General features: G+C 63.2%; 29 protein-coding genes. 18 read left to right on the top strand and 11 right to left on the bottom strand.

Going from position 1 to position 23112, the window contains the following annotated elements:
- Positions 1–271: 271 nt before the first annotated feature.
- Complete coding sequence (locus EN859_RS33625) at positions 272–1069, bottom strand: lytic transglycosylase domain-containing protein (RefSeq protein ID WP_127856927.1); 798 nt, start codon at positions 1067–1069, stop codon at positions 272–274.
- A gap of 161 nt (positions 1070–1230) precedes the next feature.
- On the opposite strand from EN859_RS33625, the gene EN859_RS39920 reads away from it, so the two are divergent.
- The 9 genes from EN859_RS39920 to rpsP all read left to right on the top strand — a co-directional run bounded on the left by EN859_RS39920 (position 1231) and on the right by rpsP (position 9326).
- Positions 1231–1590 carry an FAD-dependent oxidoreductase gene (locus EN859_RS39920; RefSeq protein WP_245525842.1) on the top strand — a complete coding sequence of 120 codons (360 nt, stop codon included), beginning with the start codon at positions 1231–1233 and terminating at the stop codon, positions 1588–1590.
- A 79-nt stretch (positions 1591–1669) separates the two neighbouring features.
- On the top strand, positions 1670–2476 hold the full coding sequence (locus EN859_RS39925; RefSeq protein ID WP_245525843.1) for an FAD-dependent oxidoreductase: 807 nt from the start codon (positions 1670–1672) through the stop codon (positions 2474–2476).
- A gap of 84 nt (positions 2477–2560) precedes the next feature.
- On the top strand, positions 2561–3652 hold the full coding sequence (locus EN859_RS33635; RefSeq protein ID WP_127856926.1) for a putative zinc-binding metallopeptidase: 1092 nt from the start codon (positions 2561–2563) through the stop codon (positions 3650–3652).
- 62 nt (positions 3653–3714) lie between these two features.
- Complete coding sequence (locus EN859_RS33640; RefSeq protein ID WP_127856925.1) at positions 3715–4296, top strand: DUF1236 domain-containing protein; 582 nt, start codon at positions 3715–3717, stop codon at positions 4294–4296.
- 227 nt (positions 4297–4523) lie between these two features.
- Complete coding sequence (locus EN859_RS33645) at positions 4524–5474, top strand: CPBP family intramembrane glutamic endopeptidase (RefSeq protein WP_127856924.1); 951 nt, start codon at positions 4524–4526, stop codon at positions 5472–5474.
- Positions 5475–5587: 113 nt separating this feature from the next.
- Positions 5588–6529, top strand: coding sequence for a glycosyltransferase (locus EN859_RS33650; protein WP_127856923.1), 942 nt, complete (start codon positions 5588–5590; stop codon positions 6527–6529).
- A gap of 403 nt (positions 6530–6932) precedes the next feature.
- Positions 6933–8540, top strand: coding sequence for a signal recognition particle protein (gene ffh, locus EN859_RS33660; RefSeq protein ID WP_127856922.1), 1608 nt, complete (start codon positions 6933–6935; stop codon positions 8538–8540).
- A 7-nt stretch (positions 8541–8547) separates the two neighbouring features.
- Positions 8548–8874: a chorismate mutase gene (locus EN859_RS33665; protein ID WP_127856921.1), complete on the top strand. Its 327-nt coding sequence runs from the start codon at positions 8548–8550 to the stop codon at positions 8872–8874.
- Positions 8875–8924: 50 nt separating this feature from the next.
- The gene (gene rpsP / locus EN859_RS33670; RefSeq protein WP_127856920.1) at positions 8925–9326 is read left to right on the top strand and encodes a 30S ribosomal protein S16; all 402 of its coding nucleotides are present in this window, start codon (positions 8925–8927) and stop codon (positions 9324–9326) included.
- An 85-nt stretch (positions 9327–9411) separates the two neighbouring features.
- On the opposite strand, the gene EN859_RS33675 is transcribed toward rpsP, so the two are convergent.
- Positions 9412–9675 carry a YMGG-like glycine zipper-containing protein gene (locus tag EN859_RS33675; RefSeq protein ID WP_127856919.1) on the bottom strand — a complete coding sequence of 88 codons (264 nt, stop codon included), beginning with the start codon at positions 9673–9675 and terminating at the stop codon, positions 9412–9414.
- Positions 9676–9796: 121 nt separating this feature from the next.
- Positions 9797–10207: a DoxX family protein gene (locus EN859_RS33680; protein ID WP_127856918.1), complete on the bottom strand. Its 411-nt coding sequence runs from the start codon at positions 10205–10207 to the stop codon at positions 9797–9799.
- Positions 10208–10407: 200 nt separating this feature from the next.
- Here EN859_RS33680 and EN859_RS33685 point away from each other — a divergent pair, with 200 nt between their 5' ends.
- Complete coding sequence (locus EN859_RS33685; protein ID WP_245525844.1) at positions 10408–10902, top strand: cupin domain-containing protein; 495 nt, start codon at positions 10408–10410, stop codon at positions 10900–10902.
- 39 nt (positions 10903–10941) lie between these two features.
- Positions 10942–11349: an ACT domain-containing protein gene (locus EN859_RS33690; RefSeq protein WP_127856917.1), complete on the top strand. Its 408-nt coding sequence runs from the start codon at positions 10942–10944 to the stop codon at positions 11347–11349.
- Between the two features lie 235 nt (positions 11350–11584).
- On the opposite strand, the gene EN859_RS33695 is transcribed toward EN859_RS33690, so the two are convergent.
- Positions 11585–12619: an aspartate-semialdehyde dehydrogenase gene (locus tag EN859_RS33695; RefSeq protein WP_127856916.1), complete on the bottom strand. Its 1035-nt coding sequence runs from the start codon at positions 12617–12619 to the stop codon at positions 11585–11587.
- 427 nt (positions 12620–13046) lie between these two features.
- On the opposite strand from EN859_RS33695, the gene EN859_RS33700 reads away from it, so the two are divergent.
- The 3 genes from EN859_RS33700 to EN859_RS33710 all read left to right on the top strand — a co-directional run bounded on the left by EN859_RS33700 (position 13047) and on the right by EN859_RS33710 (position 16558).
- A complete protein-coding gene (locus tag EN859_RS33700; protein WP_127856915.1) occupies positions 13047–14906 on the top strand; it encodes a DEAD/DEAH box helicase in 1860 nt (619 codons plus the stop codon).
- Between the two features lie 186 nt (positions 14907–15092).
- Positions 15093–15812, top strand: a complete 720-nt coding sequence (locus EN859_RS33705; protein ID WP_127856914.1) for a DUF805 domain-containing protein — start codon at positions 15093–15095, stop codon at positions 15810–15812.
- A 59-nt stretch (positions 15813–15871) separates the two neighbouring features.
- Positions 15872–16558 (top strand): DUF805 domain-containing protein, encoded by a 687-nt coding sequence (locus EN859_RS33710; protein ID WP_245525845.1) that lies wholly within the window; start codon positions 15872–15874, stop codon positions 16556–16558.
- On the opposite strand, the gene EN859_RS39930 is transcribed toward EN859_RS33710, so the two are convergent.
- From EN859_RS39930 to leuD, 7 genes are all read right to left on the bottom strand, one after another.
- A complete protein-coding gene (locus EN859_RS39930) occupies positions 16548–16727 on the bottom strand; it encodes a GNAT family N-acetyltransferase (RefSeq protein ID WP_348632964.1) in 180 nt (59 codons plus the stop codon). The genes EN859_RS33710 and EN859_RS39930 overlap by 11 nt on opposite strands.
- Positions 16724–17032 carry a hypothetical protein gene (locus EN859_RS39935; RefSeq protein WP_245525846.1) on the bottom strand — a complete coding sequence of 103 codons (309 nt, stop codon included), beginning with the start codon at positions 17030–17032 and terminating at the stop codon, positions 16724–16726. Before EN859_RS39935 ends, EN859_RS39930 begins: the two co-directional genes overlap by 4 nt.
- A 4-nt stretch (positions 17033–17036) precedes the next feature.
- On the bottom strand, positions 17037–18140 hold the full coding sequence (gene leuB, locus EN859_RS33720; RefSeq protein ID WP_127856913.1) for a 3-isopropylmalate dehydrogenase: 1104 nt from the start codon (positions 18138–18140) through the stop codon (positions 17037–17039).
- Positions 18141–18292: 152 nt separating this feature from the next.
- The gene (locus tag EN859_RS33725) at positions 18293–18643 is read right to left on the bottom strand and encodes a VOC family protein (RefSeq protein ID WP_127856912.1); all 351 of its coding nucleotides are present in this window, start codon (positions 18641–18643) and stop codon (positions 18293–18295) included.
- A complete protein-coding gene (locus EN859_RS33730) occupies positions 18640–19035 on the bottom strand; it encodes a RidA family protein (RefSeq protein WP_127856911.1) in 396 nt (131 codons plus the stop codon). Before EN859_RS33730 ends, EN859_RS33725 begins: the two co-directional genes overlap by 4 nt.
- A gap of 403 nt (positions 19036–19438) precedes the next feature.
- Positions 19439–20353 carry a hypothetical protein gene (locus EN859_RS33740; RefSeq protein ID WP_127856910.1) on the bottom strand — a complete coding sequence of 305 codons (915 nt, stop codon included), beginning with the start codon at positions 20351–20353 and terminating at the stop codon, positions 19439–19441.
- 48 nt (positions 20354–20401) lie between these two features.
- Positions 20402–21007, bottom strand: coding sequence for a 3-isopropylmalate dehydratase small subunit (leuD, locus tag EN859_RS33745; RefSeq protein WP_127856909.1), 606 nt, complete (start codon positions 21005–21007; stop codon positions 20402–20404).
- A gap of 427 nt (positions 21008–21434) precedes the next feature.
- On the opposite strand from leuD, the gene EN859_RS40610 reads away from it, so the two are divergent.
- The 4 genes from EN859_RS40610 (at position 21435) to EN859_RS33765 (ending at position 22961) form a co-directional block, all read left to right on the top strand.
- Complete coding sequence (locus tag EN859_RS40610) at positions 21435–21569, top strand: hypothetical protein (RefSeq protein WP_348632963.1); 135 nt, start codon at positions 21435–21437, stop codon at positions 21567–21569.
- A gap of 110 nt (positions 21570–21679) precedes the next feature.
- Positions 21680–21994: a metalloregulator ArsR/SmtB family transcription factor gene (locus tag EN859_RS33755; protein WP_210237742.1), complete on the top strand. Its 315-nt coding sequence runs from the start codon at positions 21680–21682 to the stop codon at positions 21992–21994.
- Complete coding sequence (locus EN859_RS33760; protein WP_127856907.1) at positions 21991–22437, top strand: SRPBCC family protein; 447 nt, start codon at positions 21991–21993, stop codon at positions 22435–22437. Before EN859_RS33755 ends, EN859_RS33760 begins: the two co-directional genes overlap by 4 nt.
- 38 nt (positions 22438–22475) lie before the next feature.
- Positions 22476–22961, top strand: coding sequence for an SRPBCC domain-containing protein (locus tag EN859_RS33765; RefSeq protein ID WP_127856906.1), 486 nt, complete (start codon positions 22476–22478; stop codon positions 22959–22961).
- Positions 22962–23112 lie beyond the last annotated feature (151 nt).

Consider the following 23112-nt stretch of genomic DNA (forward strand, 5'->3'; position numbering starts at 1 on the left):
GACCCGCTAATCGAAGGCTTCAGACATTTCGTCTCCTCCATGCCTGCTCCGATTGCTTCCGGCTGGAGCGGTTGCCGGGTGGGGTTTGCACCCACTGGAAAGTGCCGCCTTGTCACGGCGCACACCCTAAGCAGCCATTCCGGTGTGGGAAAGTCACGGATTATGCACTGGCTGCGGTGTTGGGCGGATAGCGCCCCAGGCCGTGAAATGCTCTAGACCATCAACAAAAGCCCGGCGCATGGCCGGGCTTTCCATCGAATAGAGATTTCTATCAGTCGGCATCGATCGCCGTGGCGATGCGGGCGATGGCCTGTTGATAGACGCTCGCGGAATTCCAGCCAGCAATTGCGCCCATATTCGCCTGATAGCTCGCGCCGGCCTGCCAACCATGATCCTTGAGGTAGTTGGCGGTGGAAGCCAACGCAGTATTCCTGTCGCGCAGATTTCCGTTGCCGACTCCGTACTTCAAAACATTTCCGGGCAGGAACTGCGTGTGGCCAATCTCGCCATGCATGGCGCCGACCGACGAGGCGGTCAACGTTCCGCGATCAACCAGCTTCAGGGCTGCAATGGCATGCGGGTAAAAGTACTCCGGGCGGCGGCAATCATAAGTAAGCGTTAAAATGGCAGAGACCGTATTCTGGCTGCCCATGGAGGCACCGAAGCCAGTCTCCATCCCCCAAATGGCGAGCAACACACCCGGCGGCACGCCGTAGGTCCGTTCAATCTTGTCGAACAGCGCCGCGTTCGACTTCTTCAACGAACGGCCCTTGGAAATGATCGCGGACGCGCCACGGCGCTTCATGAAGTTTTCCACCGAGCCGCTGAAAGCCTTATGGATGGCGCGGTCGGCGGCGATCGTCCTTTTTGCGTAGGTCGCGCTAGCCAGAGCAGCCAGACCTCTCGAGCCGACACCGTCGGCCTTAGCCTCCGCGGCAAAGTCCTGCTTCCACGCATCGAAGCCAGCGCTGTTCTTGCCACAGCTGGCCGCCTTCGCGCCCGTCGCCAGCGCAAGCACCGCCACCACCGCGGCTGCTGCAAACATCTTTCCCTTGGCAAAAAATGCCATGTTGTTCTCTCCTGGTTGCCTGAATCACGTCCCGGTTGCGAAATTGCCAGTGAAACGCCCGGTTGTCACCGCCCTCACGCCATACGTGGCGCTCACCGCTGGCGAATGCCGGGGAATTTGCCTACGATCAAGTAATTATTGTGGCGGGGGCTCGTATAGACATGGAAGACGTTGATGTCGTGATCGTCGGCGCGGGCTCGGCGGGGCTTTCGGCTGCCAAGACCCTGCGTGCCGCCGGCCTTTCCTTCAGGCTGTTCGAGGCGATGAACCGCATCGGCGGCCGCGCCTGGACCAGCGACCAGCATTTCGGCGCCCCTTTCGACATCGGCTGTGCCTGGCTGCACGCCGCCGACCGCAACCCCTATTTTGCCGAGGCGCAGGCTGCCGGCTGGACGCTGCATCACCACGACATGAATGTCGATCACCTCTACTACCGCAAGCACAAGGCAAGCGAAGCCGAGGAGGCCGAGATGAAGGCGGCTGATGCACGACTGTTCCAGTGCTCGCCGCGCATCAGGTGAAGGATGGTGACGACGACCGTCTTGCGGCGCTGCTTGCCAAGGGCCACGCGCCACGTGCAGCGGCCACTTCGCTGGCCCGATGGATTTCGGTGCCGACGAGCCCGAAATATCGATCCGTGATTTTCAGGCTGCCGCCGATCTCGATCCGAACTATTTCAGCAAGCAGGGGTTCGGCGCGCTGGTCGCCCGTTTCGGGGCTGACGTGCCGGTCGAACTGTCGACGCCGGTGCGAAAAATCCTCTGGGACGGACCCGGGGTCGCCTGCGTCACCGATCGCGGCACCATTCGCGCCAGGGCGGTTATCGTCACCGCCTCGCCAGCGGTGCTCGCCTTCGAGGAGATCGAATTCCTGCCGGCGCTCCCCGATCCACATTTCGCCGCCTTCTTCGACCTGCCGATGGGCATGCTGACCAAGCTGCCGGTCGAGATCAGGGGAACAAGGCTTGGGCTGCAGCCCTTCGACGACCTGCTGATCGAAAGGATGGCCAGGCACGACATCTATTTCCTTTGCTTTCCCTTCGACCTTGACCTGATGGTCGGTTTCGTCGGCGGCGATTTCCCCTGGGAAATGTCGGCGGCAGGCGAGGCCGCAGGCATCGACTTCGTCGTCGACCGGTTGTGCGGCATCTTCGGCGGCGACGTGCGCAAGCATGTTGGACGCGCCATGATGACCAATTGGGGCGGCGAGCGGTTCGTGCGCGGCGCCTATGCGGCGGCCCGACCCGGCCGTTCCGAGGCGCGCGCCACGCTGATGCAGCCGGTGGCGGAAAGAATCTTCTTCGCCGGCGAGCATTTGGCTGGCCCGCTGATGCAGACCTGCGGCGGCGCAAGGCTGTCGGGCGAGAGTGTGGCGCGGCAGGTCGCCACCCAGCTTGCGGTGCAATAGCACCGCCTCATCGTGTGGAACGCCGTCGTTTGGGCAACACGCCGCTCCACACTATATTGCCGGGCCTGATGATGAGAGGCTGAGATGAAGCTGTTCGACTGCCCGCATTGCGGCCACCGGCTCTATTTCGAGAATGCTCGGTGCCTGAACTGCGCCAGCCTCGTGCTCTACGATCCGGGACAGGCGCGCTTCACGCTGTCCGGCACCGACGGCGTCTTCCAGTGCACCAACGCCGACGAGTGCGCTTGCAACTGGACGGCGGAACCGGGCCACGCCTTCTGCCGCGCCTGCGTGCTGAACCAGCTGATTCCCGACCTTTCCGTCTACGACAATCGCCTCCGCTGGGCCCGCGTCGAGGCGGCAAAGAAGCGCGCCATTTACTCGCTGCTCGCCTTCGGGCTGCCGGTGGCGCCCAAGCTGAACCCTGGCGACGAGGCTGGCCTCGCCTTCGACTTCCTTGCCGATCCGATCGGCGGCGGTCCCGGCGGCGAGCGCATCCTGACTGGCCACGACAACGGCCTGATCACGCTCAATGTGGCCGAAGCGGATTCGGCCGAGCGCGAGAGGCGGCGCATCGAGATGGGCGAGAACTACCGCACGCTGCTCGGTCATTTCCGCCATGAGCTCGGCCATTACTATTGGGACCGCCTGATCCGCGACGACCCACAACGGCTCTCGGCCTTTCGCGCGCTGTTCGGCGACGACCGCGCCGACTACGAGCAGGCGCTGAAGGCCTATTACGCCAACGGCGCCGTGCCCGACTGGCAAACGGGCCATATCTCCGCCTATGCCACATCCCATCCGTGGGAGGACTGGGCCGAGACCTGGGCGCACCATTTGCACATCACCGACACGCTGGAGATGGTGCATGCACTGAACTTTCCCCTCGGCCAGCTGGACACCATGGAGGCCAACGTTCCGCCGCGGACCGACACCGGCGGCGGGCTACAAGCGGGGCCGTCGGCCGCCGCTGCAGCGCCCTTCGAAACCATCCTCGACCGCTGGCTGGTGCTGTCGGAGGCTTCCAACTCGATCAACCGCTGCATGGGTCTGCCCGACCTCTACCCATTCGTCATCTCGGACGTGACGGCGCAAAAACTGGCTTTCGTCCATGAGCTGCTGACGAATTTGCCGAAAGAAAAGGGAACAAATCGTGAGCCGGCCCAGGCTTTTTAGCCGGAACGCATAAGGCGTTGCTTCGTTTTCGTTCGCGAGGGATCATGAAATGGAGCGAAACCATGAGACGCATACTGTTTCCTGCCGTCGCCGGAGCGTTGGTCGCAATGTCGGGCGCGGCGCTGGCCGATACCGCCGTCTCGGCTGTCACCAATCTCAACGTGCGTGCCGGCCCTGGCTCGCAATATCCGGTCATCGGTGTGCTGGCCGCCGGCCAGTCGGCAACGCTCGAAGGCTGCCTCGCAAACAGCAAATGGTGCACCATCGCCGAAGCCAATGGCCGGGGTTGGGTCTATTCCGACTACGTCACGGCCAATTTCGGCGGTAACACGATCGTGCTGACGCGGCGCCCGGCCAATGCCGAAGTGGCCGTCATTGCACCGCCCGTTGACACCGACGTCTATACCGGAGCTATCGTCTCCCCCGAACCCATCGTTCGGCCACCGGTAGAAGTTCGTACCTACGTCAGAGAGCATAGGCTCGAGCCCGTCTATCTCGAGAGCGAGGTGGTTCCGGGTGCAATTGTGCCCGACACCGTCGAATTGCGCGAGATTCCGGACTACGACTACCGCTATGTCTATCTGAACGATCAACCGACGCTGGTCGATCCGGGCACGCGGCGCATCGTCTACGTCGCACGCTGACAGAACCAGCCACAGGACGGCCGCTTTCCTCCGGCGGCCGCCGCCCTGTTTAGGGCGCCACAAGGATGATTGTGCGGAGGGACCCGATCCGATAGAGCGCCGCGCGTCCTTTTGGGCGCGCGAAGGACGCTGACACTTTTGAATCTGCGCATCGTGCTTTCCGAAAATCGATTTTCGATTTCCGGGCCGATGCGGTAGACCTGCGGCCCGATGCTGAAGGGACCCGCGTGAACATCGATCCAGCCGCCTTCGAGCGCTACCGGCGCTCGCCGAACGACACGACGACTCTGCCCCGTCTCCTGCTTGGAACGGCGATTGTCGTCCTGTTCTGGGTCGCAACGACCTTGGCCGTGCTGCTCGGTGGTACCTATTCATTTGTCCTCTGGCAGGCCTCGACGGGCGCCGCACCGCCGACGGGCGGGGCAGTGCAGAACTTCCTCGCATCGCCCGCCGGGATTCTCGCCGCGCTTGCCTCGTTCAGCGGAATCTGGCTCGGCCTATGGGTTGCCATGCGCTGGGTCCACCACGAGCCCCTGTCGGCGCTGATCGGCGCCAGCCGCCGGATTTCAGGCGCGGGTTTCCTCAACGGCCTGGCCGCCGTGCTGATCACCTCGCTTGTGTCCGAGATCCTGCTTTATTGGCTGCAGCCCGAGATCACGCGTGGTGCGATCAGCCTGTCGTCCTGGCTGCTGTTTCTGGTCCCGATCGTGGCGCTGACCCTGCTGCAGACATCCTCCGAGGAGGTGCTGTTCCGCGGCTATCTGCTGAGAGGCCTGGCGAACCGGTTCCGCAATCCCTTGATCTGGGCAGCGCTGCCAGGACTGCTGTTCACCTCCTTGCATTGGAGTTTCGCCGCGACGGCCGCCATCAATATCTGCGTGCTGGCCTCGATCGTCGCCTTTGTGCTGCTGTTGACCCTTCTGGTCTATGTGACCGGCAATCTGGGTGCAGCCTTCGGCGCCCATCTCGGCAACAATCTGACCGGGTTCCTGCTGATTTCGCACCAGGAAAGCTACAATTCTTTCGCGCTGTTCAACGCAAAACCGCTCGAGGGCGCCGGCTGGACGACATCAGATGCCGTCCTCATCGCTACGATCGGCATCAGCAGCAGCCTATTGACGATCTTGTTGCTGCTGCATCCACGCTCGCCGCTGAAGGTTCAGCCGGAGAGACCATGATCCCGAAAAACCGGTTTTCAGCAAAAATCATGGTCAAACAAAAAGACAGAGCCCCATCCCGAATCCTTCGGGATGGATCAGGTTCTGGTTCGCGACCCGGCGGACCGAACTGAATGCGCGTCACATTGGTGGTAAAAGGAGCAATCCCATGCAAGGGCTATGGCGGCACCGAGCGGCAGGTCGAATGGCTGGCGAGCGAACTGGTCCGCCTCGGCCACCGCGTCGTACTGGTCGCCGGACGTGGCTCGAGCCATCCGCTTTTTGAGGTCCGGCAGGCATCCTCGGAAGCACAATGCCGGGCTGCCATCCCGGCCGACAGCGACATCGTTCATTTCAACGGCTGGTACATCAAGGTTCCCTACCCGGCCCTCAACACCGAGCACGGTTATTCCCCGGAAATGCCCCGGCCGCAGCTCAACTGGAGTTTCGTCAGCGCCAGCCACGCCCGCAATCACGGCAGGAAGACCTTCGTCTACAACGGCTTTCCAGTGGATTCCTACCGGCTGGCCGGCTCGAAGAATGACCGCCTGCTGTTTCTCGCCGGCATCGCGCGCGCCGGCAAGAACCTCAATCGCGCCGTCGAGTTGGCGAAAAAATTCGATTTCCCTTTGGACATCGCCGGCGGCTCGCGCTGGAAGCTGCTGACGCGCAGCCAGGTCCGGCGCGACCGCGTCTTCCTCAAGAGCCTGGGGCCGCGCTACCGTTTCCACGGTTTCGTCGACGGCGATGAGAAGCTGCGCTTGCTGGGCGAGGCAAGAGCCTTCCTCAATCCGATCGCCTGGGAAGAGCCGTTCGGCATGGCACCGGTCGAGGCCATGCTGTGCGGAACGCCGGTGCTGACGACGCCGCGCGGTGCCCTGCCGGAGATTGTCGACGTCGAAACCGGGCGGTTTTTCGATACCGACGCGGATTTCGCCGCAGCCCTTGCCGCTGTTGCCGGACTTTCGCCGCAGCGCTGCCGGGATACGGCCGCCGACCGTTTTTCGATCGAGCAGACCGCAAGCAACTATCTCCATCTCTATGCGCGGATCCTCGACGGCGAAGTGTTGGCTTGAGCCGGAGCGGCGGCTTCATTCGGCCTTTGTCTTGACTCTGCGGCCCGTTTGCTGTCTACACGCGTCGAATTCCGCGACGAGTATTCCTCCGAGCAAGCCGACCAGGACGCCGAAACCTCTTTGAGGTGAAGTGCTGTAAACCGATCCTGGAGGCCAACATCCGGCAGCGCTGTGCGCCCCCGGGTGCCTTTTGGCTTTGTGCTTTGCCTGGATGGGCTTTGCTGGACCAGCTTTTGCTTGGACACTTGGCGCGAAAGCACTACCTCTCGGGCACTATCCGGGTGCCAGGGAAAAGGAAAAAGAATGTTTGAATCACTACAGGAGCGCACAAGAGGCGTGGAGGGCCATCGGCCCGACAGGGATCAACATGAATCCAAGGCGCTGTCGCGCGGCGGGCTGACCAATGTTTGACTCCCTGCAAGAGCGCCTTGGCTCCATCCTGAACGGCCTGACCGGCCGCGGCGCGCTGTCGGAGGCTGACGTCTCGGCGGCGCTGCGCGAGGTGCGCCGCGCGCTGCTCGAAGCCGACGTGGCTCTGGAAGTGGTGCGTTCCTTCACCGACAAGGTGCGCGAGAAGGCTGTCGGCGCCGCCGTGGTCAAGTCGATCAAGCCCGGCCAGATGGTCGTCAAGATCGTCCATGACGAATTGGTCGAGATGCTGGGCGCCGAAGGCGTCGCCATCGATCTCAATGCACCGGCCCCAGTCGTCGTCATGATGGTCGGCCTGCAGGGCTCCGGCAAGACGACGACCACGGCCAAGATCGCCAAGCGCCTCACCGAGCGTCAGAACAAGAAGGTGCTGATGGCCTCGCTCGACACGCGGCGTCCCGCCGCGCAGGAGCAGCTGCGCCAGCTCGGCGAGCAGGTCAAGGTCGCGACACTGCCTGTCGTCGCCGGCCAGACGCCGGTCGACATCGCCCGCCGTGCTGTGCAGGCAGCCAAGCTCGGCGGCCACGACGTGGTCATCCTCGATACCGCCGGCCGCACCCATATCGATGAGCCGTTGATGGTCGAGATGGCCGACATCAAGAAGGTGTCGTCGCCGCACGAGATCCTGCTGGTTGCCGATTCGCTGACCGGCCAGGACGCCGTCAACCTGGCCAAAAGCTTCGATGAGCGCGTCGGCATCAGCGGCCTCGTGCTGACCCGCATGGACGGCGACGGCCGTGGCGGCGCGGCGCTCTCGATGCGCGCCGTCACCGGCAAGCCGATCAAGCTGATCGGCACCGGCGAGAAAATGGACGGGCTGGAGGAATTCCATCCCAAACGCATCGCCGACCGCATTCTCGGCATGGGCGACATCGTCAGCCTCGTCGAAAAGGCTGCCGAAAACATCGACGCCGAGCAGGCGGCGGCGATGGCCAGGAAGATGCAGTCGGGCAAGTTCGACCTCAACGACCTTGCCGGCCAGCTTCAGCAGATGTCGAAGATGGGCGGCATGGGCGGCATCATGGGCATGATGCCGGGCATGGGCAAGATGAAGGACCAGATGGCCGCCGCCGGCCTCGACGACAAGATGTTCCGTCGCCAGCTCGCCATCATCTCCTCGATGACCAAGGCCGAGCGCGCCAATCCCGATATTCTGAAACATTCGCGCAAGAAGCGCATCGCCGCCGGCTCCGGCACCGACGCGGCCGAGATCAACAAGCTGCTGAAGATGCATCGCGGCATGGCCGACATGATGAAGGCGATGGGCGGCAAGGGCAAAGGCGGCGGCCTGATGCGCGGCATGATGGGTGGGCTCGCCCAGAAGATGGGCCTCGGCGGCATGATGCCCGGGGGCGGTATGCCGGGAATGGGCGGCGGCATGCCGGATCTGTCTAAGATGGATCCCAAGCAGCTCGAAGCGCTGCAGAAGCAGGCACAGGCCGCAGGTCTTGGCGGCATGAAGGGCCTGCCCGGCGGTCTCCCTGGCGGTGGCGGCCTGCCTGGATTGCCCGGCGGCACGAAGCTTCCCGGCTTGCCCGGAATGGGCGGCGGCGGGCTGCCCGGTCTCGGCAAGAAGAAGTGAGGGCGCCATGAACGAAGAAAAGGACATGGCCGACGCTCTCGCTATCCTGGCCGACTACCGCGTTTCGATCGACAACATCGACGCGGCGCTTATCCATATGCTGGCTGAGCGTTTCCGCTGCACCAAGGCGGTCGGCGTGCTGAAGGCCACGCATGGCTTGCCGCCGGCCGATCCGATGCGCGAGCAACAGCAGATCGCCCGCCTTCGCCAGCTGGCGAAGGACGCACATCTTGATCCGGATTTCGCGGAAAAATTCCTGAACTTCGTCGTCCGCGAAGTCATCCGCCATCATGAACACATCGCCGCTTCCAACGGCGTCACGAAAACCGGCTGAGAATTAGCCGTTACCCGATCAACGAAATCAGAGCTTTTAGGAGAAAAAGAATGGCACTGAAGATCAGACTGGCCCGCGCGGGCTCGAAGAAGCGTCCCTATTACCACGTCGTCGTCGCCGACGCGCGTTCGCCGCGCGACGGCCGTTTCATCGAGTCGCTCGGCTCGTGGAACCCGCTGCTGCCCAAGGACGGCGAACGCGTCAAGGTCGACGCCGACCGCGTCAAGCATTGGCTGTCGCACGGCGCGCAGCCGACCGACCGCGTGCTGCGCTTCCTCGACGAGGCCGGCATCGCCAAGCGCGAGGCCCGCTCCAACCCGAAGAAGGCCGAGCCCGGCAAGAAGGCGCAGGAACGCGCTACACTGCTGAAGAAGGCTCAGGAAGATGCCGCTGCTGCTGTTGCCGCTGCGGCAGCCGCACCGGCCGAGACGGAAGCCGCAACCGCCGAATAATTCGCCTGGACATTATGAAAACGGCGGGCCTGTGCCCGCCGTTTTGCTACCCCGATTTTATCGCTTTACACAGCCGTCGTTTCTATCAATAGCCGCGCGGGCAGCGGGCGACGTAGACGCGACCATAGCGATCGCGGTAACGGCATTGACCACGCTCGCTGGCATGGCCAATCAACGCGCCCGCAACGGCACCGACAGCGCCACCGACCACCGCACCTTCAACCGCATTATCGGCCACCGCAGCACCAACCGCCGCGCCGCCCAATCCTCCGATCGCTGCGCCCTTTTCCGTTTGCGAGCAAGCGCCGAGCGGTATCAGCAGGGCCATCAAAAGCATTGTCGTTTTCATGTTCGCTCCTCCCGACCGGGAAAACGCCGCCACACGCCTTGCGCGATAACGCGCAGGTGCGGGATTCGATCCGTTGAACGAACAACGGCGTTCGTCAATGCCTTGGCAGCTACCGCCACACCTATCGGGTGAACGGGATCAGCTCGCGCATCCTGGGGTCGCGCAGGAACAGGCCGCCCCACAGGATAATGCCGAGATAGACCCCGAACAGCGTGTGCGAGAACAGCGGGCTGCCGACACGCATATTGGTGGCGATGGCGCCGCCGAGATAACCGGTGAGCAGGATGGCGCCGAGCACAGAGGTGCGCGGCAGCGCGTAGAGCGCGGTCGAGACCAGCCCGATGATGCCGAGCATGCGCGCGACATTGGGATCGGCCGGCCAGCCGAGCGGCACCATGGTCTGGGTGACGATGTCGAGCGGCGGCAGTTTGATGACGCCGTCGAAGATCATGAACAGCACGATGACGGCGCTGAGCACGCGGCCGGTCCACAGGGCGCGCGGCGAGACGGGTGCTGTTTGAGAAATGGTCATTGATGTTCCTCCCATGTTTTGGTTCAAGCACCGGCCCTCTTGGCCAGGTGTCGAGCCAAGGACGCTGCATGAGGCGATGATCCGACACGCGCCAGATTCTTTTGGGACGATGGAACCTGCGTGTCCGGCAATCGACGCTTGACCTCCGGCGGCAGTGGTTGCACGCCTTGGCCGGCACGCAGAAACGGAAGGAAAGCGCCATGGAAAAACCTGAAGCGATCAACGCTGACGGCATTTCGGAGCCTTTCGCGGCTGGAACGGTTCCCGCCGAGATCTTCACCAGAGGCAGCCGCTTTGGTCCAGCTGGCGACATCTTTCGAACTTTGCCGGCGGCACCCATGTCGGCGTGGTTCTGGAAGAATTGGACCCGGGCAAGGAAAACCAACCCGTCGCACTATCACATGCTGGAAGAAGAGCACGCCTACATATTGCAGGGCTCGCTGACCCTGCGGCTTGGCTACAAGAACTACGTGATGAACGCTGGTGACTATGTATGTTTTCCGGCCGGCCAGAAGGTCGGGCATTCCCTCTACAATCACACCAACGCCATCTGCCGCTATCTGCTCGTTGGCGAGCGCAACCCGCACGATGTCATCGTCTACCCCGAGTCGGGGCGGGTCGGCGTCAGGCTGACCGGCGAGGGCTATCGAAAATCATCGACGATGGACTATTGGGAGGACATCGAAGGCGCGTGATCGCTCATGCTGCCGCAGCGCCAACCGGTGGGAGAATGAATGGCCGGCGAGACCGATCTGAAAAAACTTTTGGGCGCGATGGAGCCGGAATTGCTTGCCGGCGTCCATGTCTTCGTCACGTTGCCTGCTGATGCGCCCGTTCCCGAAAATCTCGAGCCGGTGATGCTGTTTCGCGAGCGCGAGGGCACGACGCTGATCGTGCCTGAAGACAGGGCCAGGGCAGCTGGCCTGGAAGCCGTATTCCGTTGCCGCATTGTGACGCTGAACATTCATTCGTCGCTGGAGGCGGTCGGCTTCCTCGCCGCGATCACCACGCGGCTGGCCGCCGCCGGCATGGGCGTCAATCCTGTCTCGGCTTTCTACCACGACCATTTGTTCGTCCCCGCCGACCGGGCGGAAGAGGCGCTGGCGATACTGGAAAGACTGGCGGAGGAGACCCGGCGATGAGGGCGAAGCGACGCGCCCCAAGCAGAGAAGGGACTATTCGGCCGAGGGCCGAGCCCGCGACTGCGGGCCGCCGGTCGTCCGGCGCCCCACGCGGAGGGCCAGCCGCGATAGCGGCGGTGCGGCCCGTGAGCGAAAAAATCGGCCGAAGGCCGAGCCCGCGACTGCGGGCCGCCGGTCATCCGGCGCCCCGCGGAGGGCCCGCCGCGGCAGCGGCGATACGGCCCGTGAGCGAAAACTAAGCCGCCTTCTTCTTCGGCTGGATCAGCCCGCGCTCGACCAGCAACTCCGCGATCTGAACGGCATTCAGCGCCGCGCCCTTGCGCAGATTGTCGGAGACGATCCACATCGACAGGCCGTTGTCGATGGTCGAATCCTCGCGGATGCGCGAGATGAAGGTGGCGTCCTCGCCGGCCGATTCGAGCGGCGTGATGTAGCCGCCGTCCTCGCGCTTATCGAGCACCTGGCAGCCCGGCGCATCGCGCAAGATGTCGCGCGCTTCGTCGGCGGTGATCGGCTTTTCGAACTCGATGTTGACCGCTTCCGAATGGCCGATGAACACCGGCACCCGCACGCAGGTCGCGGTCAGCTTGATCTTGGGGTCGAGCATCTTCTTGGTCTCGGCCACCATCTTCCATTCTTCCTTGGTGAAGCCGTCATCGAGGAAGACGTCGATATGCGGGATGACGTTGAAGGCAATGCGCTTGGTGAACTTCTTGACGTCGACCTGATCGGCGACGAACACGGCGCGGGTCTGCGTGAACAGCTCGTCCATGCCTTCCTTGCCGGCGCCCGACACCGACTGGTAGGTGGCGACGACGACGCGCTTGATGGTCGCCGCATCATGCAGCGGCTTCAGCGCCACCACCAGCTGCGCCGTCGAGCAATTCGGGTTGGCGATGATGTTCTTGCGCGTGAACAGGGAAATCGCGTCCGGGTTCACTTCCGGCACGATCAGCGGCACGTCCTGGTCGTAACGGAACGCGGACGAATTATCGATGACAACGCAGCCTTGCTTGCCGATCTTGGGCGACCATTCGTTCGAGACGTTGCCGCCGGCCGACATGATGCAGATGTCGGTGTCGGAAAAATCATACTGATCGAGCGACTTGACCTTCAGCGTGCGGTCGCCAAACGACACTTCCGTGCCCTGGCTGCGCCGCGATGCCAGCGCCACCACTTCGCTCACCGGAAAGCCGCGCTCCTCTAGGATGTTGAGCATTTCCCGGCCCACATTGCCCGTGGCACCGACGACAGCAACCTTGAAACTCATCGAAATCTCCTGTCCTCTCCGCTCGGTTTTTGGAGAAAACCCGCCGGCCGGTGCGGGTTTCAGCCCCCGGGCCGGACCCGGGAGAGGGTGGTTAGGCCAAGGGAATCAGACCGTTTTAGTGGTCATTTTGGCCGTGGTTTTGCTGAAACAGGCAGACGCGCCGACGCGCCCGGCCCAATGCCTTGCATTGTGGCCAGGGAAGTCGATTGCAAGGAGCGCCATCAACAGGCCGCGCATCGAAAACTATCCCGTTCGGTGCCGGCTTTTACGCGGTTTGCGTAAAGAGTCAATCGCGGCGCCTGCCCTGTACAATGGCGGCGTCGCGAAGTACGAACAGATAAATCGTCTGGCTCATGGGTGCTCCCGGGCGCCGCCGACGGATGACCCGTTGCCGGGCATAAAAGAATCCGAATTCCGAAAGAGTGAGATGTCCAACTTCGAAGCTATTGTTCCTGCGCTTGGCAAAGCGCTGGAAAAACGCGGCTATGTCGAGCTGACGCCAGTGCAGAAGGCGGTCCTTGCCCCCGAGCTCGGGCAGGCCGATGCGCTGGTTTCGGCGCAGACCGGCTCCGGCAAGACCGTCGCATTCGGCCTGGCCTTGGCACCGACGCTGCTGGACGGCGCCGAGCGCTTTTCCGACGCAGCCGCGCCGCTGGCGCTGGCGGTGGCGCCGACGCGGGAACTGGCCCTGCAGGTGACGCGCGAGCTGGAATGGCTCTATGAGCTGACCGGTGCGACGGTTGCATCCTGCGTCGGTGGGATGGACATGCGCACCGAGCGGCGCGCGCTCGAGCGCGGCGCCCATATCGTCGTCGGCACCCCCGGCCGCCTGCGTGACCACATCACCCGTAATTCGCTCGACATGTCGGCGCTCCGGGCCGTGGTGCTCGACGAGGCCGACGAGATGCTCGATCTCGGCTTTCGCGAGGACCTGGAATTCATTCTCGACGCCGCTCCTGCCGAGCGCCGCACGCTGATGTTTTCGGCCACCGTGCCGCGCTCCATCGCCACGCTGGCCAAGAGCTATCAGCGCGATGCGGTGCGCATCTCGGCCGCCGGCGAGGAGAAGCAGCATCTCGACATCGAATACCGGGCGCTGAGCGTTGCGCAGGCCGACCGGGAAAACGCCATCATCAACGTGCTGCGCTACTACGAGGCCAAGAACGCGCTGGTGTTCTGCAATACCCGCGCCGCCGTCAACCACCTGACCGCCCGCTTCAACAACCGCAACTTTTCCGTCGTGGCACTTTCCGGCGAACTGAGCCAGAACGAGCGCAGCCACGCGCTGCAGGCAATGCGCGACGGCCGGGCAAAGGTCTGTATCGCCACCGACGTCGCGGCACGCGGCATCGACCTGCCCAACCTCGAACTGGTGATCCACGCCGACCTGCCGACCAACCCGGAGACGCTGCTGCACCGGAGCGGGCGGACGGGACGGGCGGGACGAAAAGGCGTCAGCGCCCTTATCGTGCCGAACAATGCCCGCAGGCGCACCGAACGGCTGCTGCAAAATGCCGGCCTTGCCGCGACATGGGCGAGCCCGCCCTCGGCCGACGATGTCCTGCGGCGCGACGATGAGCGTATCCTCGCCGATCCGGCCTTCAGCGAACCTTTGAAGGACGAGGAGCGCGGTCTTGTCGGCGCGCTTCTCGATCAACGCGGTGCCGAACTGGTGGCGGCCGCCTTCGTGCGTCTGTGCCGCTCCAGCCGCTCGGCGCCCGAGGATCTTCTGGAAGTGGCGCCATTCACATCGTCGGGCGACAGGCCTGCCCGTCGCGACGAGCAGCCCAGCCGCCGCGATGATTTCGGCGACAGCGTCTGGTTCTCGCTTTCGGTCGGACGCAGGCAGAATGCCGAGCCGCGCTGGCTGATCCCGATGCTGTGCCGGACCGGCGGCATCAGCAAGCGCGAGATCGGCGCCATCAAGATGCAGCCGGAGGAAACCTTCGTGCAGATCGCCGCCGATTGGGCCGATCGGTTTCTCCAGGCAATCGGCCCCGACCGCAGGCTGCAGAACAACATCGCGGTGAAGCGGCTGGACGGCACGCCCGACCTGTCGCGAGCCGGCTACCAGGAGCCGCGGCCGGACAAGAAGCCGCACCGCGGCAAGCGGATTTTCGACCAGAATGCGCCAAAGCCGAAATTCGAGAAACGCGCGACGCATTCAGCCGACCAGCGCCCCGCCGGCGCATCCGAGGCAAAGCCCTGGGCGAAGAAGCCGGGCAAGCCGAAATTCGACAAGACCGCACCAGCGAAACACAAGAAATCGAAGAAACGGCCGGCTTAGTTCCCTCGACACATTGATTCTGCCAGGTTGGAAGCCGATCCGCAGCGAACGTCGACAGTTCTTTTTCAGTGCAACGCAAACCTTGGAGATTGGCGGCTGGAGACGGCCGGCGGCATTTTTATGCATGCCCCTTGCGAACTGCCAGAACTTTGAACAGTCTGAGCGCGGGCGAGGGGTGGGCAGGACATGCGCGGCGAAGTTCTTCACTATGATGAAGACCAGGGCTTTGGCTTCATCACTGGAGCCGACGGCAACCGCTACACCTTCACGCGCGAGGATCTGCGCCGCGAAGCGTCAATGGCCAGGGGCACGACCGTCGAATTCCAGCCGGGCGGCGGCAAGGCGCGCGACATTTTTTCGATCAGCGCCCATCCGGTCAGTCCGACCGCCACAGCGCCTACTGCAACCACCGCAATGCCGCAAGCCAGCGATACACCTGCCACGGGCGCGGCTCAGCCACAGCATTTCGGTCGTTTTGCTGACAGCGGGCCTACTGAGGCCACCGGACTGTGGAGCTATTTCTGGCGCGCCCTGACGCAAAACTATGTCAACTTCGCCGGCCGCGCCCGCCGCAAGGAATACTGGGGCTATTTTCTGTTCTGGGTGATCTCGTCGATAGTGGTCGCCGGCGTCGGCCTGTTCATCGACGAGGCGATCGGCAACTTCGACGGCAATGAATCGGCGGTGGTGACTGTCGGCCTTTGCGGCCTTTTCCTGCTGGCAACGTTCCTGCCCAGCCTCGGCCTCACCGTTCGCCGCATCCACGATATCGGCCTGTCTGGCTGGTTCTATCTGCTGGTCTTCATCCCGACGATCGGCAGCCTGATCATCCTGGTCTTCGCGCTGATCCCGACGCAGGGCCGCGAAAACCAGTGGGGCCCGGTGCCGGCTGGCGTCAGAATTTAGCGGCAACGTGCATATTGCGATCACATACAACTTTTAGTAGTAGTAGTAGGGGAGAACGCATGCAAGGGGGAAGGCAATGCGCGGCACAGTGTTTCACCTACGATGAGGATCAGGACTACGGCTATATCAACGGGGTGGATGGCAAGCGCTATATCTTCACGCGTGAGGATGTGGGCCAGGGAGTGTCGCTTGCTAGGCGCGCGCTTGTCGAGTTTCGGGCGGACGACAGGACGGCGCACGATATCGTCGCCGTAACGACAGCAGCCAGCGATACGCCGCCGTCACGCGCGGCCCAACCGCAACGGCCTGGCCGTTCCGCCGAAAACCAGCCGGCCCAATCGATGGGCTTGTGGGCCTATTTCCGGCGTGCGCTTGGCGATGACTATCGCAATTTCACCGGCCGCGCCCGCCGCAAGGAGTTCTGGGCTTTCTGTCTCTGCTCGATCATCGTGCTCATCGCGCTATTCGGTTTCGGCATTCTCCTCAACCTGGCGACAAGCGGTTTCGATGACGGCCCAAGGACGTCGATCGGGTACGTTCCTGCCCTCCTTTTCGGGCTGGTAACGATTCTGCCGTGGATCGCGCTTGTCGTGCGGCGTCTGCACGACATCGGCCTGACCGGCTGGCTTGCCTTGCTCTGCTTCACGCCAGTTCTCGGTGGCGTGGCGTTGCTCGTCTTCGGGCTTGTTCCATCTCAATTTGGCGAAAATCCCGGGGGTCAGATGCCGGCGGGTGTCAGGATCTAGCGGCCGTCTCCAACGCCTCGCCGGACAGTCTGAGGAAAATCTTCTGGCCGTGGCGCTCGACGCCGAGCCGCGCGTAGAAACGCAGCGCGCCCTCGTTCCAGTCCTCGGTGGTCAGGTCGATGCGGCCGATGCCTTGGCTGAGGCAATGGTCGGCGAGAAACGCAATCAGTGCCCGGCCGACGCCTGCATTGCGGGCATTGTCGGCACGAACAGGTCCTTCAGGAACATGAGCCGCTCGAGATCGATGCCTGGATGCGCGATCGCGACCGAAGCCAGGCCCGCAACCTCACCATCGACGAAGGCCAGTGCGAAATGCGGATAGGCCGGGCTTTCCAGGCCAAGCCACTTTTGCGAAGCCGACAAAGCCCGCTCGGCGTCGAGAGGCGCCTGCCGGTAATGCACCGCCATCTCGCACAGTACGGTGGCGAGTGCCGCCGCGTCCCCGGCCGTCGCCCAGCGGACGTCGACCGCCATATGATCAGCCCAGGAACTTGGCGATGATCGCGTCGCCCATCTCAGCGGTGCCGACCTCGGTCATGCCCACCGAGAAAATATCCCTGGTGCGCAGGCCATCGTCGAGTACCGCGGCGATCCCGCTTTCCAGCCGATCGGCCTCAGCCACCATGCCGAAGGAATAGCGCAGGCACATGGCGAAGGAGGCGATCATGGCGATCGGGTTGGCGATGCCGTTGCCGGCAATGTCGGGCGCCGAACCGTGCACGGGCTCGTAGAGCGCCTTGCGCTTTTTCGTCTTCGCATCCGGGGCGCCGAGCGATGCCGAAGGCAGCATGCCGATCGAGCCGGTCAGCATGGCGGCGATGTCGGACAGCATGTCGCCGAACAGATTGTCAGTGACGATGACGTCGAACTGCTTCGGCCAGCGCACCAGCTGCATGCCGCCGGCATCGGCCAGCATGTGGTCGAGCTTGACGTCGGCATATCTAGCCTTGTGGGTCTGGGTGACGACCTCGTTCCACAGCACGCCGGATTTCATCACGTTGCGCTTTTCCATTGAAGTCACATGGTTGCGGCGGGTGCGCGCCAGCTCGAAGGCGACGCCGGAAATGCGCTCGATCTCGAACGTATCGTAGACCTGCGTGTCGATGCCGCGCTTTTGGCCATTGCCGAGATCGACAATCTGCTTCGGCTCGCCGAAATAGACGCCGCCGGTGAGTTCGCGTACGATCAGGATGTCGAGCCCTTCGACCACTTCCTGCTTGAGCGAGGACGACGCCGCCAGCGCCGGATAGCAGATGGCGGGCCGCAGATTGGCGAACAGCTCCATGTCCTTGCGCAAGCGCAGCAGCCCAGCTTCCGGGCGCACTTCGTAAGGCACCGAATCCCATTTCGGCCCGCCGACGGCGCCGAACAGCACCGCGTCGGCAGCCATTGCCTTGGCCATGTCGGCATCGGAAATCGCTGCGCCGTGCGCGTCATAGGCGCAGCCGCCGACAAGGCCCTCGTCGGTGACGAAGCCGCTGCCGAGCTTTTCGTTCATGGCAGCAATCAGTTTCTTCAACTCGGCCATTGCCTCGGGGCCGATGCCGTCGCCGGCGAGCAGGAGAAGATTTTTCGAAGCCATGGAGAACCGTCCCGGAAAGAAATTTGAACCGCGGCCTTGCTAAACGCCAAGTGGCCGGCGCGCAAGGAGGAACGCAGTGATGGAGGACGAACGCCACTCTATGGCGATCCTTCACGCCGGCGTCTCGCAAGGTCTGCGCCGCAGCGATGCCGTCACCGATGCGAGAGAATGTTGACCAGCTTGCTGAAAGGGTCGCGCACGAAGAAGCGCCGCACGCCCCAGGGCTCGTCCGCCGGTCCATACTCGATGACAAACCCGGCCTGCTTCATGCCCTCAAGTGCCGCCTCGACATCGTCGACCTCGATCGACAGGTCGGGCACCGGCGTCCCGGAGCCGCCTTCGACAGCGAAGCTGATCTGGACAGTCATTTTTGCTTGTGACCCGTAGGTGGCAATCCAGCCGTGATCCATCATGAGATTGAGGCCGAGCACATCCTGGTAAAAGCGCTTGGCCGCCGCGATATCGCGCGTTTCGATATTGGCAACGATGCGCCGGACTTTCATGGCCGTGCTTCAACCGTGCGCCGCAGCGCCGTCACTTCGATCTCGATTTTCATCTCCGGCTTGTTGAGCTGGCAGACAATCATCGTCGCCGCCGGCCTGATCTCGGCGAAAACCTCGCCAAGGATCGGGAAGACGATGTCGACGAAGGCTCGGTCGGTGATGTAGTAGTGCGCTCGCACCACATCGGCCATCGCGAAGCCGCCGACCTGCAGCGCCTTGGCGATTGTCGACAGGCAATTGCGCGTCTGCGCCTCGACCGTCTCCGGCATCGACATGGTCGCATAGTCGTAGCCGGTCGTTCCGGAAACGAAACACCAGTCACCCTGTACCACCGCGCGCGAATAGCCGGCGGTCTTCTCGAAGGGCGAGCCGGTGGAGATCAGTTGGCGCATGGTTCCTCGTTAATTCTCCCGGCCATTTTGGAGGAAAAGGGACCACCCGGCCATAGGCCAGACGGGCCGGACTGTTGGGCAGCAGTGATGCAGACACTTTTGATGCCAGAGGGACAGCTGAGATGCCGGAGGGACAGCGCCCTGGACAGCGCCCCCCTCTGTCCTACCGGACATCTCCCCCACTTGGGGGGAGATTGGCAGCTTCGGCGCTCCGCCTATTCCTGCGACGGCGGAGATTAGCGAAAGCCGAAGTGACATCCGATCTCCCCACCAGTGGGGGAGATGTCCGGCAGGACAGAGGGGGCGCGAAGGATCGCTACAGATCGGCTTCATTCTTCACCGCCGCACTTGGATCCCAGGGGTCTGCGCCCCGCTTCGCCCGGGATGACGAAGCCATGGTGGCCTACTGCGGCGAGCCAAGCGCCTTGTCCAGCGCTTCCTTCACATCGGCCGGCCACGTCTTCACGTCGGGCCAGGCATTCGGTTCGCCACTGTCGCCGCGGCGGGCGAAGTAGAGCTTGTGATTGGCGGGGTCCACCGCCATGAAGCCGTCATTGCCGCCGCAGTCATGCGGCACGCAGCCGCTGGCATAGAAGGCGCCCGAGGCTGTTTTCTCCGTGCCGCCGCCGACCAGAAGACTGGTCGCCATGTCGGGCATGTCCTTGCCGAGCAGCGTCTCGGCTTGCTTATAGACAGCCTCGTTATGGAAGGCGTCGATGATGTTATCGTATTTCGCCGGATCGATGTCTTTCCAATCCGTACCGGGATCCGGCATGTAGGTGAGATTGCCTGAGATCGTCAGCCCGTCGGTGGGCGACCATTGCAGTGCCGGCTTCGAATCTCCCGGCAGGAGATAGGGCACGAAATAGATGGCGTTGTCGGCAACCGCAGCCGGCGGCGCGCCGCATTCGTCCTGCTCGACCGTGGTGCTCTGGATGGTGCCGCCTTCCGGCTTCCAGACGATCACCTTGGCCGGGCCGCACTGGTTGCCGCCGTCGCCGACATCGACCAGCGCCACCTTGACGCCGCCGATCTCGACTATTCTGTCGAAGAAGACGTCATAATTGCTCGCCAGCTCCTTGCCGTCGAAGGCGAGCACCCTTTCACCGTCCTCCGTCTTCTGCGTGATGGTCAGCTGGCCGCCATCGAACGGGATCGGCGCCTGCTTGTCGTCGTCGGAAGCGGCCGCATCGTCGGTGCCTGACTGGTCTGCTGCAGGTTGATCGGCGGCGGGCGCCTGTGTCTGGGCATACGCGCTCGCTGCGGGCATCAGGATCAACGCCAGCCCGCAAGCACCGGCAAGAAGCGAGCGTGTCATGGCATTCCCTTCCGTCTTACCTGCTGCTTTACCTGCTGCGCACCTCGTTCAGGCCCAGGGCCGCTGCTCGGCGTTCTTCTTCTCGAACGAGGCGATGGCGCCGGCCTTCTCCATGGTCAGCCCGATGTCGTCGAGCCCGTTGAGCAGGCAGTGCCGCTTGAAGTCGTCGAGATCGAATGTGACCACGCCGCCATCCGGCCCGCGGATCTCCTTGGCCTCGAGATCGATCGACAGCGTCGCGTTGGAGCCGCGCGAGGCGTCGTCCATCAGCTTCTCCAGATCCTCCGGGCTGACGGTGATCGGCAGGATGCCGTTCTTGAAGCAGTTGTTGTAGAAAATGTCGGCGAACGAGGTCGAGATGACGCAGCGTATGCCGAAATCGAGCAGCGCCCACGGCGCATGTTCCCTGCTCGAGCCGCAGCCGAAATTGTCACCGGCGACCAGGATCTGCGCCTTGCGGTAGGCCGGCTTGTTGAGCACGAAGTCCGGGTTTTCCGAGCCGTCGTCCTTGTAGCGCATTTCGGCGAACAGCCCTGTGCCAAGCCCGGTGCGCTTGATCGTCTTGAGATAGTCCTTGGGGATGATCATGTCGGTATCGACATTGACGATCGGCATCGGCGCGGCGACGCCGGTGAGCTTGGTGAATTTTTCCATGGTCCTTGCCCGTCTTGTTTTCGCTGCGGGGAATTTGCTGGCGCTCGGTTTACACAAAGCTGCGGGCAAATAAAAGGCGGCTGTTTCGCAGGGCAAAAACCGCTTCAAGATGGTCGTTCGTTGGTGCAACCTGACACCATGAGCAAACGCCCCGCCATACTTTACGCCAGCGAACCAGCCCTCGACGCAGCCGAGTACCGCTGCGTGCTGGTCGAATCCGGCCTCGGCGCCGCACGTCCTATCGACGATGATGCCCGTCTGAAGGCGATGCTCCTCAGCGCCAACCTGGTGCTGACCGCACGCCTCGACGTATTGGCAAGCCACTGGTCGGCATCGCGCGTGGCGTCACCGACTTCTCCTGGATGTGCTATCTCTCCGAGCTCGCCGTTTCCAAATCCGCGCAAGGGCTCGGCATCGCAAGGGCCTGATGGACGAGGCGCGCCGACAACTCGGACCTTCGGTTGCCATAAGCCTGATTTCGATGCCTAACGCGGTCGGCTTCTACGAACGCATCGGCAAGGCGCGCATGCCCGACGCCTTCTGGTTCGGCCGCCAGCGCTGACGCCTTCTGCGATTCCTGCACCAATATACCTCGTAGAGCGGACGCCTTCGCACATGGCTGTCATTGTCCCTTGACATGCAACCAAATGGTTGCATGTTAGAGCAATGAGCATGGATGCAGTCTTTCGCGCATTGGCCGACCCGACGCGCCGGCAATTGCTGGACAGCCTCTATGCAAGGAACGGGCAGACACTGAACGCACTGTGCGAGCAGATGGACATGACGCGCCAGGCGGTGACCAAGCATCTGGCGATCCTGGAGGAGGCGAACCTCGTCTCGACCATCCGCAGGGGGCGCGAGAAGGAACACTATCTGAACCCCGTTCCCATCAGCGAGATCGCCGAACGCTGGATCGGCAAATTCGAGCGCGGTCGCCTCGGCGCGCTCAGCGACCTGAAGAAACGCCTCGAAAGGGAAGAGCCATGACCAACGCCTTCGTCTACGTGACCTACATCCGCACCACGCCCGAAAAGCTCTGGGAGGCGCTGACCGAGCCGGAGTTCCAGCAGCAATATTTCCTCGGCGTCCAGCTGTTGAGCGACTGGAAGCAGGGTTCGGCGTGGAAGATGGTCTATCCCGATGGCCGCGTCACCGACAGCGGCGAGGTCCTCGAGATCGATCCGCCCAGGCGCCTCGTGCTCAAATGGCGCAACGAGTTCATGCCCGAGGTCAGGGCCGACGGCTACACCCGCTGCACCTTCACCATCGAGCAGGAAGGCGAGATGATGAAGCTCGCCGTTACCCATGAAGCCGACGGCCCGCACAAGCTGATCGAGAACGTCGCCAACGGCTGGCCGCTCATCCTGTCCAGCCTGAAAAGCCTGCTCGAAACCGGCAAGGGCCTGTCGCATCCGGCATCAAAGGCGTGACCGTTTCGGTATCGAAACAATTCTTTTCCGAGGCTGCCATGATGCCCACCATGCATGCCATGACCAATGGCGAGACTGTTCTCGCCAGCGCCGACATCAATTCGCCTCCAGAGCGCGTCTTCAGCGCGCTCGTCACGGACGAGGTCGAGCGTTGGTGGGGCTCCGCCGACATATATCGGATGACCGGCTGGTCGGCCGACCTTCGCGTCGGCGGGCGCTGGTCCGTCATCGTGAGGACGGCTGACGGCAGGCGCCTGCCCGCCGGCGGCGAATTCCTCGAGATCGAAGCGCCGCGCAGGATCGTGCAGACGCGCAAATACGAATGGGACCATCCGACGCTTGGCCGGCGGGAGACGAAGGTCGCCTATCTCCTGGAGCCGATCGCCACCGGCACACGTGTCACCATTTGCCATGGCGGCTTTGCCGGCCTCGTTGAAGCGGCAGCCGAGCATGCCGAGGGCTGGGGACGGGTGCTGGGCTGGCTGCAGGTTTATGTCAGCGCAAACGGCCGAGTGGCGGCCTAGTCTAGTGCGCGTCCATAAAGGGCGGTTTTTCTGAGGTTTCAAGGGTCGTTTGGCCGCGCAACCGGTGCTGGTTGGCGCGCTTGGTGGCACGAGGGCGTGCAGATCGCGAGCGAGAGCATTTGCAGCGGCCACGTCAGCATAGGGGGGTATC

The organism is Mesorhizobium sp. M00.F.Ca.ET.216.01.1.1, from assembly GCF_004010325.2.
Taxonomy (GTDB): domain Bacteria; phylum Pseudomonadota; class Alphaproteobacteria; order Rhizobiales; family Rhizobiaceae; genus Mesorhizobium.